This window comes from Sinorhizobium sp. P24N7 (genome assembly GCF_042436655.1).
GTDB lineage: Bacteria > Pseudomonadota > Alphaproteobacteria > Rhizobiales > Rhizobiaceae > Sinorhizobium > Sinorhizobium meliloti_A.
Genome location: NZ_JBHMIW010000002.1, coordinates 405443 through 419587 on the forward strand (window position 1 = coordinate 405443; position 14145 = coordinate 419587).

The window sequence follows — 14145 nt, forward strand, 5'->3', positions numbered from 1 at the left end:
GATCAGCCGAAGGACTTGCCGCAGGAGCACTTCTCTCGCGCGTTTGGATTGTCGAAGACAAACCCGGAGGTTTCGACACCGGTGACGAAGTCGACGGTCATACCGGCAATTTGGGGTTGCGAGCCTGCGTCCACAAACACCGTAACCCCATCTGTCTCGATGACCACGTCGCCCTCACGCGCCAAGCTTTCCATTCCCATCACGTATTTGAAGCCCGCGCAGCCGCCTGCCTGGACCATAATGCGAAAACCTTCCGCCGGCTCGGGGGCTCGGGAAAGCGCAGCTTTCATGCCGGCGACGGCAGTCTCGGTGAGCGTGATCATGCGATGGTTTCTCCTCATTCCGAAGGGCTTTAGCGGGTAGCCGAGCAACCACCGTGCCAAGGAGAAAAACATGTATAAACAAGATCATGCTCTAACACCCTTGTGTCTCGTGTCCGACATCGTCGAACATGGGACAATACGGAGTGCGGAGGCCGTCCAATTCGCTTTGAAACCCGTACCGTCGTGTGGTTTGCCTAAACATGCTGGTCTTCGCCTCGCACTGGCCTTCCGCGGCGCTGTCAGGTCATCATCGGCCGGACGGTGAAGATTGCTGACCGACCTCGTAACAAAAGCGTGCTGGCGCGCGACAGGTTGACGTGCGAACACCTTGTCGATCCATCCGGCGTAAGATCGTGATCGCCTTTCAGCGAGATCGCCTGAAATGCTGCTATGCGTGCACCAGCGCTCGCTGGCATGCGCGATATGGTTTTTGTTTGCCGCCTGATGTTCTCCCAGCCTCGGCGGAACGGCGGCATGGAGGGGGGAAGAGTCTGCTGTGGACATCTCCTTTGGCGCCAGCAAAAATTTCTTGGTCTTGTTGAGGTGGGCCAAGAACGCTTTGGTCTCCAGGCGCTAGCCACTCCCGGCCATGTCGCTACGGCGCGAGGGGGCCGTCAGGTGCGGCCGGTGTTTGACCATTAACATAGACCTTGTGTGCCTTAGGTTCGGCCTTGCGCATCGACCTCTTTACTCGGCCGAGTCCAGCGTCTCGAAGTGAAACGGGCCGCGTACGCCGGTAGAAAAACGCTCAGCCGCATTGAGAGCTATCGCTAGTCTTTCGCGAGGCGGAGAGTGGGAGCGGGCAAAAAGCGCGCCCAGTGCTATTTCTTGTCCGCATCCACAGGCGTCAAAGCCATCGACGGCCTCGCCAACCTGATAGTCCCAACCGATTTTGAAGAGCCGTCCGGCATAGCCGACGAGGAAGATGCCGCCACGCTCGGCTTCGTAGTGCCGCTGTGCGTAGCCACCGTCTCGCAGGCATTGGCGGAGCCCGTTCACAAAGTCGGTTACCATAAAGGCGTAGACATCAGTATCGGCATGCCTTTTTGGCAGCTCGAAGGAATGCGCTAACAACTGGCCCATCCTGAACGAGGTCGTAAAACCGAAGATGAAGTCCTGCTTGCGGAAGACCTTCCGATCGGCTCGGATGGTAAGGGAATGGCCGGCCACACCAGCGCTGTCGCCGCCAATGTGAACTGACCCGTTGTCGATTAAACCGACAATGCACGTCATCCGCTGTGCTCCTCATATGGGCTATTCCAGCCTTCTAGATGTTGATTGTCGCGGCGATCAGCTCGACTGAAGCCACAGCGCTTGCGTCTGCCTCGAGTGTCAGTTGCAAGGATCATACCAAGCAGCGCCCAGGTTTCCGCGATCGAAAGCGCGCTCGGGTCTCCCCGTCCGTCTTCGGATGCCGACTGTCCTCTTCCAGACGTTCGTATTCGGTGCAAGAGGACACGGGCGCTGTCGATTTTTGTCGATTCCGTGACATCGTATTGGATCCATTTCCTGCTGCACGCTCATTTAAGCTGTTGAATGCATCTCGGAAAATCAGTTCCGAGAGCTTCGCTACGCAGCTGGCACGAGATTTGAAGGTGCCCTGTGACAAGGCGGCGGGAGCTGCCGACCGATATGACATCGGTCGATGGGAATGGAAGGACAAGCACCATGTCAGATCCGCGGCAGATCCGCATCTTATGGGGACCGGGCGTCACTCGTGGAGTACGAATGTCCTATCTGCCCCGCGGCGCACGACACTCACAATCGCCCGGCCCCAGCCGATGGCCGCGGATGGATGTGGAGATGGATTTCGACGATTATGTACTTGCCTGTGTCCTTTCGCGTGCGCTCGAGGAGATCGATGCCGGCGAGGCGACGGCGACGGAGGCAACCGGTCTTTCGCGCGCCGAGTTACAGGATATCCTGACCCGTAATTTCCCCTCCAGTTTCATCCACTCATTCTCATTGGGAGACGTGAGCGATCCCGAGATTGGTATGGAGGAAGACCTTCTGCGCGGACTGCTGCTAACGCATGCCCGGCCGGGCGATCCCACGAGCGCCCGCTTCGCCAAGATCATCGCCCGGCGTGCCTTGCGCAATGACCATCTCTGGCAGGACCTCGGCCTCTTCGACCGATCCGAGCTCAGCCGCTTGCTTGCCACGCACTTCCCGAACCTGGCGGCCGGCAACACCGAACACATGAAATGGAAGAAGTATCTCTACTACAAGCTCTGCGAGGCTGAGGGTTTTTCGCTTTGTGCGGCGCCCAGCTGCCGGGAATGCCACGAGTCCAAGGATTGCTTTGGCTCGGAGGAGGGCGAGAGCCGCCTTGCACCGATCAAGAGCGGGACCGATTTGGACTAGAGCCGCTTTCGCCGGCGATTGGAGGCCGCAGGCTCGATCGCCATTAAAGTCCCAGCCGCTTTTCCCGGCGGCGTTGCACGGAGGTGGGGATGTTCATCGCTTCCCGATATTTTGTAACGGTGCGGCGCGCGATGTCGATACCGGTTTTCCTGAGGCGGGCCGCGATCTCCTCGTCTGAAAACACATGATCGAGCGTTTCTGCGGTGATCATTACCTTGATGCTATGGCGGACAGCTTCGGCGGAGTGTGCCTCGCCACCTTGGGAGGAGGCGATTGCGACGGTGAAAAAATACTTTAGTTCGAATACGCCGCGCGGAGTGAGCATGTACTTGTTCGATGTCACCCGACTTACCGTCGACTCGTGCATGTCAATCGCGTCAGCGACAGTCTTAAGATTGAGAGGCCGGAGATGGGCAATGCCATGTTCCAGAAACACATCCTGCTGGCGGACGATTTCAGTCGCTACCTTGAGGATGGTCTTGGCGCGCTGATCGAGGCTGCGAACCAGCCAGCTTGCGTTTTGGAAGCATTCGTTGAGGAAGGCCTGGTCTTCTGAATTGTGTGCCGTCAGGCGAGAGACTTCGGCAAAATAGGTCTGGTTGATCAGCACTTTGGGCAGCATGTCCGGATTAAGCTCGATTTGCCATCCACCTCCGGGCGAGGGCAGGACCCAGACGTCGGGGATGATATAGTCCGGACCTCCGGATTGATATCGGTTCCCAGGCTTGGGATCGAGGGTACGGATTTCATGCAACATGTCGAGAATGTCGTCCTCATCGACACCACATAGCCGCTTCAGTGCCTGAAAATCGCGTTGCGCCAGCATCTCAAGATTGGCAACCAACGCTGCCATCGCGGGATCGAAACGGTCTCGCTGGCGCAGTTGGATTTCAAGGCATTCGCTGAGAGTTCGTGCGAATATTCCCGGTGGATCAAAGAGCTGCAAGGTTCCGAGAACCCGCTCTACATCAGCCTCTCCGACATTCAGCCTCCGGGCCACATCCAAAAGGTCTGCATGAATATACCCAGTGTCCTCCAGATGATCGGTAAGCTGGCTGGCGATCAGCCGCTCCTGCGGGGTGAATGCAGTAAGGGCCACCTGACGAGCGACATGGTCATGCAATGTTTCCGCTGAGGCGGCAAACTCTTCGAGGGCAGGCCTTTCCCCCGCGGCAACATTGGCTGTGTCGCGGATTGATTTCCATTGCCTGAGCAGTTCCGAGGTCTCGGCCCTCATCGGCCCATCGCCGTCGTTTTCGCGCGCGCCGATGTTCTGGTCTCCCTCCGAAACCGGCGATAGATCGCCAGACGTTGCACTTTCGTCTGACGCCAACTCGAGGAACGGGTTCTTCTCTATTTCCTGCTCGACGAACTGATGCAGTTCGGCATGCGCCAGTTGCAACAAGCGTATCGACGCGATGAGTTGCGGCGTCATAACCAGCGATTGCTGCTGGCGTTGAAGAAGGCTTACAACGGACTCCATGTAGAGCGAAACTCCTGTCGAGCGACGCACTGCGCGGTGCGTAATGATAGCTGCGGGACGTTGGCTCCTTTAGGTCATGCGGCGGCCGGGGCCTTTAGCCTCTCAAGAACGTTCTGCGGAGAAGAGACGCAATAGGGATCGGCTTCGCAGTTGTCGGAGAAACCGTCCTCCTCGAACCACTGCTCGATCACGCCGTCGTTGATTACGGCAGCGTAGCGCCAGGAGCGCATTCCGAATCCGAGATTGTCCTTGGCGACCAGCATGCCCATCTTGCGCGTGAATTCCCCCGAGCCGTCGGGAATGAGCTTTACCTTTTTCAGCCCCTGGGCCCTGCTCCAGGCGTTCATCACGAACGCATCGTTGACGGAGAGACAGTAGATTTCGTCAATGCGCTCCTTCTGGAACTCGGTGTAAAGGTCCTCGAAATCGGGCAATTGATAGGTGGAGCAGGTCGGAGTGAAGGCGCCTGGCAGCGAGAACAGGATGACGCGCTTGCCCTTGAAGTAGTCGTCGGATGTCTTGTCTTCCCACCGGTACGGGTTTGGCCCCGCGATGGATTCATCGCGAACACGCGTCCGAAAGGTGACCAAGGGAACCTTCTTTTTCACAGTCATCAATATTGCTCCTCTACAAGAAAACGGACTCATCGCTCTCGATTGCGCCTGGTGCGCGTACGGACCTTCGACCGACATGCCGGTCGTGCAAGTGCCATGCCATGTTATTGAATGCCGGAAGCACACTGCTCTTGCACGGAGCAGGCTTGGCGTGCGCGGAAGGTCCGTGCCCTCGCCAGGAAGAGCACGCCGATAACCGCTGGTCAGGTGCAGTTCGCATCATCGCGGTTGCAAATTTGAGGCTTTTTGCGCTCTGTCGCTTGCGTCGCAAGGCGGACAAGAATGTCGGAATCCCGACGGCCCACAGGGCCGAAGGCCAGCGGTACAGCGCCGCCGGTTCACCAACGTGGATGCCCTCTCGCGCGAAACTCCACCGGTACCCTTATAAACCCTTGGCTCCTGATCGACCGCAGGATGCAGACGAACGTCCACCCTGTTCCGGCGGCCCGGAGTTGTCGCTTTCGTGAGTTGGAACGTCGGAGATGTCGACCGAGCCCGCGCGAGCGAGGCGGTCGGCAATCATGGAGCGCGAACGCGTTGTGAAGGACGAGCCGTTCGAATTCCTCGGCGGTAGCGGGCTCGTGGTTTTCGCCCACGGATGCAGGCTGTTGTTGGGCGATTGTTGTCGCCTCTGCGCCGGTGGGAAGAAGGGTTGTCACGCGGTTTGATCGAACGCGGTGGTGAGAACCTCAGGCGGCGGGTTGTCGATGGCCACTAAATAGCTAGATCGGTTCACGCCCATTCTATTCGGGATGTGGACCCTACTGAATTGAGTAATTTCTGCTTTGAGCCACTGTAGAGACTGTTCAAGGGCCCAATACTCCAGTTCAGCGACTTTCAATGGGTTGCTCTCAAGGAGACCATTGATATGAACATATTCGGCCGGTTCACGCAGTGGCCAAGCGGGATGCTCAAAAAAACCCTCCCCCATAACGGCGCTGCCACGTCGATCCCTCATAGCGGCGTGATAAGACCACGTATTCTCAAAGCAGATACGGTCGACCCCCATATCTACGAGCGATGAGGTGATCTTTTTCACTGGAGCCTTACCTGAGCCGATCGGCACTCCAAGCAAACCGCCTTCGCCGGGGGGCAAAATTACGCAATCTTTTAGATGTGCCGAACGTATCCAACGGCGCATCAACTCCAGCGATGTTAGTGGATCTTCGTAAAAAAGCATCGAGTTCACGTAGTCGAAAAGGCCCTGCACCCACGGGCTGTCGACGTGGGAAAGGATTTCCCCGACTTCGCTGGCCGAAATATCCTCATGGTTTTCGAGAAGCACCGGGATGCCGGCGCGCTCCGCCAAAAGTGCGGCTTGGGAGAGATTGGCTTTGGCTTCTTCCAAACGCAGTCGCCTGTCAGGCGTTCCATTGGTGTAGGTCCGCAAATATCCGGCGCCAAGCTCACGCCCAATACGGAGTACCCGCTCGATGTGCGTTGGCTCGGTTCCGGCAGTTTCGATGTCGATGAGTATCTCGCGTTTCTCAAGATAAGCACGAAGCTTGCGGAGGTGCGCCAGCTCAACCCCCGACAGTTCGATATACGGTTCGAAACACGAGACGTTCAGGCCGTCGAATCCGAGGTCGGCAGCAAGGTCAACAAGCGAGAACACATCAAAGCCGGGCTTGTGGCGATATTGGTATCGAAGGCCATAGGAATGCAGGAACAGTTTGGTCATGATTTCGAGAAATCCAGTTGGCGGGATGAATCCGAGGCTGCGAAGATTGCGAGCAGTGAGGCGGTAAGAATGAAGATTCCGGGAAGGACAGGCGCCGTCGAACCAAGCAAGAGGCCCGTCGCGTTGAGCTTGATCAGCGATCCCCAATCAGTGTTCGGTGGTTGAACGCCGATACCGAGCAGGCTGAGCGCGCTCAAAAACATCAGAGAGGCTACGAAACGGTTTACGAGTTCGACAGCTGCGTAAGGGCGAATGTTCGGCCAGATGTCCCGCGTGACCGTATAGACGAAGCCTTCGCCTCTCATGCGGGAGAGTTCAACGAATGGCTCTGCAAAGATTTGAACAACCGGTGCCTTGAGCGAGCGATAGGCCCGCGTGAACTCGACTACGGTGATGATGAGGATAAGACTCGATGTGGTCGATCCGCATGCAGCGATGAGCACGAATGCGATAGTGAGGCCCGGTATGGAATTCAGGGCATCCATGCTGCGGGCGAGAATCGTGCCGGCAAAAGAGGGCATGGCGCTAGACAACACTGCGCAGGTTAGACCGCACGCCAACGACAGCAATGTCGCCGCTGCGCAGACGGACATCGTGACGCTGCCCGCACCTAGAATCTCGGACAGCAAGTCGCGGCCCAGATAATCGGTGCCCAACAGATGTGTGGCAGACGGGCCTTCGAACAGTCCCCCTCCTGAGAAACTATCCGCCGATGCGCTCACAAAGGACGGTGCGACCATGAAGAAGAGTATAAAGGCGACGAATATCAGAGGGCGCATTCGCGAAGCCCCTTTCTTTGAGGCAACTCGCTGAGCGGCAAGTTCTGGCCAGACGAAGAGATTTCAATGTTGTGTCCGGTCAGATGTACCACTTGCCCGTTGCGCAAAGTCAGAACATCGCGCGCAAGCCGAGCAACAATCTCCGGCTGATGCGAAACGAGCAGCAGGGCCACGTTGCCGCTGGCTGTGTGCTTATCGAGAATATCTGCGACGACCTGCGCATTTGCCGGATCCAGTGATGCCGTGACTTCATCGAGCAACAGCAGTGACGGGCTGCTGGCTAGCGCCAGCGCTATGCCCAGTCGTTGACATTCCCCGCCTGACAGCTCCGCGCTTCGTTTGTGACGATAGTCCGCCGGCAGGAGGACTTGCCCGAGCATGTCCGCGACTGCATCAGATGAGTGCTCGCGGCCAGCCTGACGCAACCGCCTGCGAATGAGATATTCGGCGCTGAGAGAGGGGTTCAGGTGCAGCTTCACCGACTGCGGTACATATTCGAGCCGACGCTTTTGCTCGACCGTCCGGCGGGAGTAGTGCAGCGGCATCCTCTTACCGTCGATTTCAATTATACCTTTGGCATCGCCATGTTGCCCAAGGAGACTGCGGAGGATTGTCGTCTTTCCGGCGCCAGAAGGTCCGACAATGCCGAGGCAGCCTCCCGGCCGTACCTGAAAATCCACATTTTGAACCAGCGGGCGACCGCTTGGTGCGTTGACGCAGAGGCCTGCCACCCGCAATCGCGGATGCTCAGTCGGCTGAGGCGCGGGTTTCGACGAGGGGAGAGATGCCGCGAAAGGCAGCGCCGGAGGCACCGGTTTCGGTTTGCCGTCCGACGCGACAAAGCCACACAGATCAATGGTCTGATCTGAACACTCGGCGAAGAACGGCAACTCATGCGAGATGACAAGCGCTGCAGCACCGATCTCCTCAATACGAGCCTTGATGTCCCGCATGACGCTCGCCTTGAGGTCCGTGTGTAGCGCGGTTGTCGGCTCATCGAGGATAATAAGTCGAGGCGTGGCGCAGAACACCGTCGAGATCAAGATGCGCTGCAATTGCCCACCGCTATATTGGTGCGGATAGCGACCCTCTTGAAATCCCGGAACCTCCAGCCGATCAAAGGCGGCCTGGAGAAGCCTCAGGCGCTCGCTCCGCTCTAGGGCGGTATCGCTCGCGAACTCAGAGATCTGACTGACAACATTGCGTGACGCCACGAGTGCCGTTGCGGAGGATTGCGGAACGTAGAGGATCTCGCGTCCCCAAAGGGCCTGCCGCTGGCGCTGTTGCATGTGCCGCAATTGCCGGGTACCGAACAGGACCTCGCCGCCCAGTATGCGAACGTTGGGTCTCATCCATCCCATGAGGGCAAGGCAAAGACTCGTCTTGCCGACGCCGGACGGCCCGATCATCGTCGATAGCGTGGCGGGTTTCAAAGCCATTGAGAGTTTATCGATCCGCCGTGCGCCTGTGGCGGAGTTGCAAACGACGGCCGAAAGGTCTTTGACTTCGAACACATTGGTCGTCACATCTGCGGTATTTTGTTTCTCGGAGCTGGCCGGTTTCATAGGGCACCTCTTTTGCTGATCCGGCCGGCTATCAGGTCCGACAGGGAATAGATGCACACATAGATTGCAGTAATGAACACCGCGCAGAATTGAAGGACCGGGATATCCCGCCATACGACAGAGGACACGGCCAACTCGCCGATGCCCGAAATCCCGAAGACGACTTCAATCACCAGCACGCCGGTCAGCAGGTAGGCGCAGTAAATGAGCAGGAGATTGAGGATTGAAGGGAGAATCGACGGTACTGCATAATGGAGCGCAATCCAGCTTCGGCTGAACCCGCGGAGGCGAGCGAACTCGAAGTAGTCCTTCTTTTCCTCCATCAGTAGCAGCGACGCCAGCATGCGACCGACATAGGCAATCATGCCGATGCCGAGACACGCGCTTGGCAGGATAAGAACGCGGATGTGCTCGGACACCGACTGATCCGGTGCCAATCGCGAGACGGCCGGCAGAAAATGGAGTTGGACCGCGAAGACGTAAATGAAAATATAGGCGATGAGAAATTCCGGCGCGCAAAGCACAATCTGCATGGAGAACTGGAAAAAGCGCCGGATTTGCGGTGGCGCGAGGAACAAACCCACGCCGGCGGCGCAGGCGAGCGGGAACCAGCAAAGTGCGGCGACGGCAAGCATGAGCGTATTGGCAAGACGCGGCTGAACGACCTCCCACACTGGTCTGCGACTGGTAAATGATTGACCGAATTCTCCGTGCATGAAGTGAAACAGCCAAGTGACGAAGCGCTCCGGCAAGGGGCGGTCCAGCCCAAGGCTATGGCGCAGTTGTGCGCCCAGTTCCGGCGTGTAGTCCTGGCCGAGCAACTCCGTTACGAAGTCGCCCGGAATGAGTGCCGTGCCGAAGAAGATCAGGGCGGCGGCAACCAGGAGAATGGTCAACCTAATTGCCAGTTCAAGCGCTATTGAGTAGAGGTTTGACAAGGGCGACCTCCGCTCGTTTTGCTCAAGGGTGAGAGAGTAATCGGACATCGCAGATCAGGCTCCCTGATCCAGCCAAAGGTCAGCCATGGCCGGCCCGGTTAGAGAGCCGAGGGGCGAAGGCGAAACGCCTTTCACCCTGGTGGAGATCGCGTCGAGTTGATTGAAGAACAGCGGGATGCCTGCGCCGCCATCATAATGGATCGTTTCCTGGATTGCCCAGTACAGCTCTCGACGACGGTTGACATCGGTCGTGGCAACCGCCTCGTCCATCATCGCGTCCACCTTCGGCCGGCTCCAGTGCGTTTCGTTCCATTTCGCGCCCGAGCGATAGGCGACGCGCAACATGAGATCGGGTGTGAAACGCGTGCCCCATCCGCCAACCATCAGTGGCTGCTTCAGCCAGACGTTGTCCCAATAGCCGGTGACCGGATCGCGTTTCGGTTCAAGCGAAATGCCGGCCTTACGAGCGCCGTCGGCGTATATCTGCGCAAGATCAACCGCTACACCGGGCGTCACGGCGTCGGAGGCATGCAGAACCTGCGTCGGGAAGTCTACACCGGCCTTCTGGAGAATGGATCTAGCCCGCTCCGGATCATAGGGGCGAACAGGCAATTCCGTATGGTAGAAGGAACTGAAGGGCGGGATGGGATGGTCATTGCCGATCTGCGCATGACCGGCGCAGAGGCGGTCGCGCATCTGCTCGCGATCGAATAGATGTTTCAGCGCCTCGCGAACTTCCGGCCGGTCGAATGGCGCTGTGTCAGTCAGCATGGCCACCACGTTGTGGACGCCGCTTGTGGAAGAGACGACCTGGAAGCCGGATGTCGCCGCGATGCGCTTTGCGAGCGTAAAGTTGATCGTCTGCACGGCATCCACATCTCCGGCGAGAAGAGCAGAAACACGTGCGACAGGATCCTGATTTCCCTGGAACGCCACCTCGTCCAAGTAAGGCTTGCCGTTCTGCCAATAGTTTTGATTGCGGCGATAAACATTGACGCCGGCCGGATTTAGTCCGTCCGCCACGAAGGGACCGGTGCCCACCGGCTTGTCAAACGTCGAGAAACCCTCCGGGAAGATGTAGAATCGGTCCTGCGCCAGTAACAGGGGGAAGTCTGCATCCGGACGCGAAAGCGTAATGCGCAAGGTATGCGTATCTTCCTCGATGATATCGGTGATGTGTTCGAGAAGGTCGCGCAAAGGCGACTGCAAAGTCGGGTCGCGAAGTCGGTTCAGACTGAAGATGACGTCTTTTGCAGTCAGGCTCTTGCCGTTGTGAAATTCCACGCCGCGGCGTAGCTTGAACACCCAGTCATCGACCTTGTTTTTGACCGGCTCCCAACTCGCGGCAAGCATCGGGACCGGGTTAAGGCGGCTGTCGATGCCCACCAGTGTTTCTCCGATGATTGCGTAGGCGAAATAGACGCTCCAGGATGCGACCTTGGTGGGATCGAGCAGAGAAGAGGATGCGGTCTCTTGCAACATGACTCTGAGTCGGCCGCCCTTGCTGGGAGCGGTGTTTGCTTGTGCCAGAGCAGAGCGCGTTAGCGCCGCAAGGGCGGAGGCGCCGAGAGAGACATTGAACATGCGTCGGGAAATGGGATGATTAAGCATTGCCGCATCCGTTCTTTGAGGAGACTTTTGCATGGGCGACCAGCCGACATGATCTCTCCGTTGCCCGGTCGTTTGATAACTCGTATATACGAGTTTCTGTGACGGACGCATGACAGAAGGAACAATTTATGAGCTCACCGCCATACGGGTCGTCAGCACAACCGCGTTGGAAAACGATTGTGGAGACGTTGCATCGCGAAATTCTTGAAGGAGAGTTCGATGCGGAAGGGCGTTTGCCGGCGGACACAAAAGTGGCCGAGCGCTTTGGCGTCAGTCGCATGACCTCGCGCAAAGCACTCGCGACCCTTCAGAACAGAGGTCTGATCAGGATCGAGCATGGCCGCGGGGCATTTATCGAAACCGATGTGCTTGAATACCGCCTGGCCTCGCGCGTGACGTTCCCTCAGAACGTCCGGGCCAACAATCAGTTGCCTAGCCGCAAGCTGATCCACGCTGACAACAGACCCGCTGATGCCTGGATATGCTCCTGTCTCGACCTTGCCCCCGGAGCAACCGTACTGACTGTTCAACTGATCGCCGCAAGCAATGGTCGACCGGTGGCGTTCAGCACCAATTTCCTGGAATTGCCCACGTTCTCGGGCTTCGTGGAGGCGATGGGTCCAGAGGCGGATGTTGAAATCGCCTTGGAGAAATTTGGATTTGCAACTTTGTGGCCCGGCACTGCCAAGGTGATCGCGCGGATGCCGTCACAAGAGGAAGCCAAACTTCTGGATCAATCCCTCTCGCGGCCGATCGTCGAAAAGAAGGCCTTCGACGTCGACGAGAACGGCAGGCCAGTATGGTGTCATGTGACCTGCTACGCCGCCGACCGGATTCAGTTCGTTTTTGACGGCGCCACCCAACGCGGGAACGGTGCGTAGGCTTCTCCGCTGGCAAAGTCGTTCAGGCCGCGTTGGGCCAGACTCGGCCGTGAACGGCATTGAAAATTTCCGCAGATGTATTCGCCGCAACTCCCCTCTGTTCGACGTCAGACGGTGTCGGACACGCGACATAATATCGTTTGGGTATCGTATTGTTTTAAAGAGCTTATCTATTCGGCACGCATTGTGCACAGCCCTGTTCCGGGGTCGGTTGCGCGGATATCGCCGTCACATGCCTTTCCGCACTGAGGCAAATTTAGCTTCATTTTTCCATTGCGACCATAGATCCGAAGTTTTGAGGAGAGCTGGTGATGAAGGTGAACTACGCCTATGGGGACTTCTCCAGTACCGCATCTTACTATGCTGCACGGGCTGACTACGACAAAGTTGTCCTGGATCTCCTGACGGCTCATGTAGGTGCGTCGAGGGCCGATTTCACCGTTGCGGATATCGGTGCCGGAGCCGGGAAGCTGACCATCGACCTTGCATCTCGCCATTTGCGAGGATTTGCGGTCGAGCCCAATGAGCAAATGCTTACTGAAGGAAAACGTGCAATGACCACTTGTGATGCGTTCGACTGGCGGCCCGGAACGGGAGAGAACACGTCACTTCCCGATCAGTCAGTGGATTGGGCGATTGTTAGTAATGCTTTCCATTGGATGAATCCGCAGGCAACTCTACTTGAGATGAGGAGGATACTTCGGCCCAGTGGCTTTCTTTCGGTCATCTATTGCCTCCCTGATCAACAAAACTGCGAAATACGCTCCATGATAGAAAATCACATCTCGGCCACGTTTCCTGGACTTAAACGCGTTATGCCCGGAATACTTGAACTGATGCCGCGCCTTAAGGATGTTGTCCATCTCTCTGACGCGTTCATGGAGTGCCTGCAGATTCATCGTCAGCACGTCGTCTTGAAAACTCCGGAACGTTTTCTGTTGTCTTGGCGTGGGGTGCACGACATCCCAAGTCAGATCGGCGCAACACGGTGGGAGGACTTGCTTTCCTGGATCGAGGGTCAGATTGGCGGCGCTCGAGAGCTTCGATTGCCGCATGAAACCACAAGCTGGACTGTTCAGCTCAAGCATGAGTCGTGAAGGCGACGAAAGCAGGCTCAATAAAGCGTGGATAATAAGCAAGCAATTTGGCGGGTAATCGAGGACGCTCTCTCGAAGGAAATCCTTGCAGGTGCATTTGACGGAGTTCTCCCACCGGACACCGAAGTGGCCAGACGCTTCGGCGTTAGCCGGTTGACCGCTCGCAAGGCGCTGGCCAGTTTGCAGAGCAAGGGGCTAATCCGAATTGTGCACGGGAAAGGAGCGTTTGTTGAACAAGACGTCGTTCAATATCGCATTTTGCGGAGAATGACTCTTTCGCAGAACATTTTGGAGTTTGACAGCCAGCCGCGGCGCCGGCTTCTCTCGTATAGAGTCGAGAACGCATCGTCGGAGATTGCTGACCGCTTGCGAATTATCGAGGGAACCGATGTGTTGGTCATTGATTTGCTCGGATTTGCTGGCGACCGCCCTCTCGCAATTAGCCGAAGCTTCCTAGATGCTCAACGATACGGCAAGTTCGTCGAAGCCATGGGAGAGCATGCTGACTTTGAGCGTGCTCTTCTTGCCTACGGTATTAAGACTCTTAAACCGACGACTGTAACGGTGTCTGCGCGAATGCCGACCTCTGAGGAGGCGACTCTCTTGGACCAATCGATTGCACGACCCGTAGTGCAAAAAGAAAACGCCGAGTTAAGTGACGATAACGGCCTATTTCGCTATCACATCGCCTGTTATGCAGCGGACCGAATAAAGTTTATCGTTGATGCCGACGTGTAGCCCATAGAGGGTGCGGACGAATTTGCCTCGAGGTTTCCTCGAAGGAATACAGCCTGATTTATCAATGGTTG

At 57.2% G+C, this 14145-nt stretch carries 13 protein-coding genes; 4 read left to right on the plus strand and 9 right to left on the minus strand.

Annotation, left to right across the window (positions count from 1 at the left end; all coding sequences use genetic code 11):
- Positions 1–2: 2 nt before the first annotated feature.
- Positions 3–323, minus strand: coding sequence for an iron-sulfur cluster assembly accessory protein (locus tag ACFHWW_RS04620; protein WP_379937404.1), 321 nt, complete (start codon positions 321–323; stop codon positions 3–5).
- 687 nt (positions 324–1010) lie between these two features.
- On the minus strand, positions 1011–1556 hold the full coding sequence (locus tag ACFHWW_RS04625; RefSeq protein ID WP_379937405.1) for a hypothetical protein: 546 nt from the start codon (positions 1554–1556) through the stop codon (positions 1011–1013).
- A gap of 435 nt (positions 1557–1991) precedes the next feature.
- On the opposite strand from ACFHWW_RS04625, the gene ACFHWW_RS04630 reads away from it, so the two are divergent.
- A complete protein-coding gene (locus ACFHWW_RS04630) occupies positions 1992–2687 on the plus strand; it encodes a nitrogen fixation protein NifQ (protein ID WP_379937406.1) in 696 nt (231 codons plus the stop codon).
- 43 nt (positions 2688–2730) lie between these two features.
- Here ACFHWW_RS04630 and rpoN read toward each other — a convergent pair whose 3' ends face one another.
- From rpoN to ACFHWW_RS04665, 7 genes are all read right to left on the minus strand, one after another.
- Positions 2731–4170: an RNA polymerase factor sigma-54 gene (rpoN, locus tag ACFHWW_RS04635; RefSeq protein ID WP_379937407.1), complete on the minus strand. Its 1440-nt coding sequence runs from the start codon at positions 4168–4170 to the stop codon at positions 2731–2733.
- A gap of 74 nt (positions 4171–4244) precedes the next feature.
- Entirely contained in the window at positions 4245–4784 is a 540-nt protein-coding gene (locus ACFHWW_RS04640; protein ID WP_379937408.1) for a peroxiredoxin, read from the minus strand.
- Between the two features lie 655 nt (positions 4785–5439).
- Positions 5440–6465 carry a sugar phosphate isomerase/epimerase family protein gene (locus ACFHWW_RS04645; protein ID WP_379937409.1) on the minus strand — a complete coding sequence of 342 codons (1026 nt, stop codon included), beginning with the start codon at positions 6463–6465 and terminating at the stop codon, positions 5440–5442.
- Positions 6462–7244 carry an ABC transporter permease gene (locus ACFHWW_RS04650; protein WP_379937410.1) on the minus strand — a complete coding sequence of 261 codons (783 nt, stop codon included), beginning with the start codon at positions 7242–7244 and terminating at the stop codon, positions 6462–6464. Before ACFHWW_RS04650 ends, ACFHWW_RS04645 begins: the two co-directional genes overlap by 4 nt.
- Positions 7232–8809: an ABC transporter ATP-binding protein gene (locus ACFHWW_RS04655; RefSeq protein ID WP_379937411.1), complete on the minus strand. Its 1578-nt coding sequence runs from the start codon at positions 8807–8809 to the stop codon at positions 7232–7234. The genes ACFHWW_RS04650 and ACFHWW_RS04655 overlap by 13 nt, the downstream gene beginning before the upstream one ends.
- Positions 8806–9795, minus strand: coding sequence for an ABC transporter permease (locus tag ACFHWW_RS04660; RefSeq protein ID WP_379937412.1), 990 nt, complete (start codon positions 9793–9795; stop codon positions 8806–8808). The genes ACFHWW_RS04655 and ACFHWW_RS04660 overlap by 4 nt, the downstream gene beginning before the upstream one ends.
- A 6-nt stretch (positions 9796–9801) precedes the next feature.
- Positions 9802–11469, minus strand: a complete 1668-nt coding sequence (locus ACFHWW_RS04665) for an ABC transporter substrate-binding protein (protein ID WP_379937413.1) — start codon at positions 11467–11469, stop codon at positions 9802–9804.
- Positions 11470–11486: 17 nt separating this feature from the next.
- Here ACFHWW_RS04665 and phnF point away from each other — a divergent pair, with 17 nt between their 5' ends.
- The 3 genes from phnF to ACFHWW_RS04680 all read left to right on the plus strand — a co-directional run bounded on the left by phnF (position 11487) and on the right by ACFHWW_RS04680 (position 14074).
- Complete coding sequence (gene phnF / locus ACFHWW_RS04670) at positions 11487–12239, plus strand: phosphonate metabolism transcriptional regulator PhnF (RefSeq protein WP_379937415.1); 753 nt, start codon at positions 11487–11489, stop codon at positions 12237–12239.
- 311 nt (positions 12240–12550) lie between these two features.
- Positions 12551–13336: a class I SAM-dependent methyltransferase gene (locus tag ACFHWW_RS04675; protein ID WP_379937416.1), complete on the plus strand. Its 786-nt coding sequence runs from the start codon at positions 12551–12553 to the stop codon at positions 13334–13336.
- 27 nt (positions 13337–13363) lie between these two features.
- On the plus strand, positions 13364–14074 hold the full coding sequence (locus ACFHWW_RS04680) for a GntR family transcriptional regulator (RefSeq protein ID WP_379937417.1): 711 nt from the start codon (positions 13364–13366) through the stop codon (positions 14072–14074).
- Positions 14075–14145 lie beyond the last annotated feature (71 nt).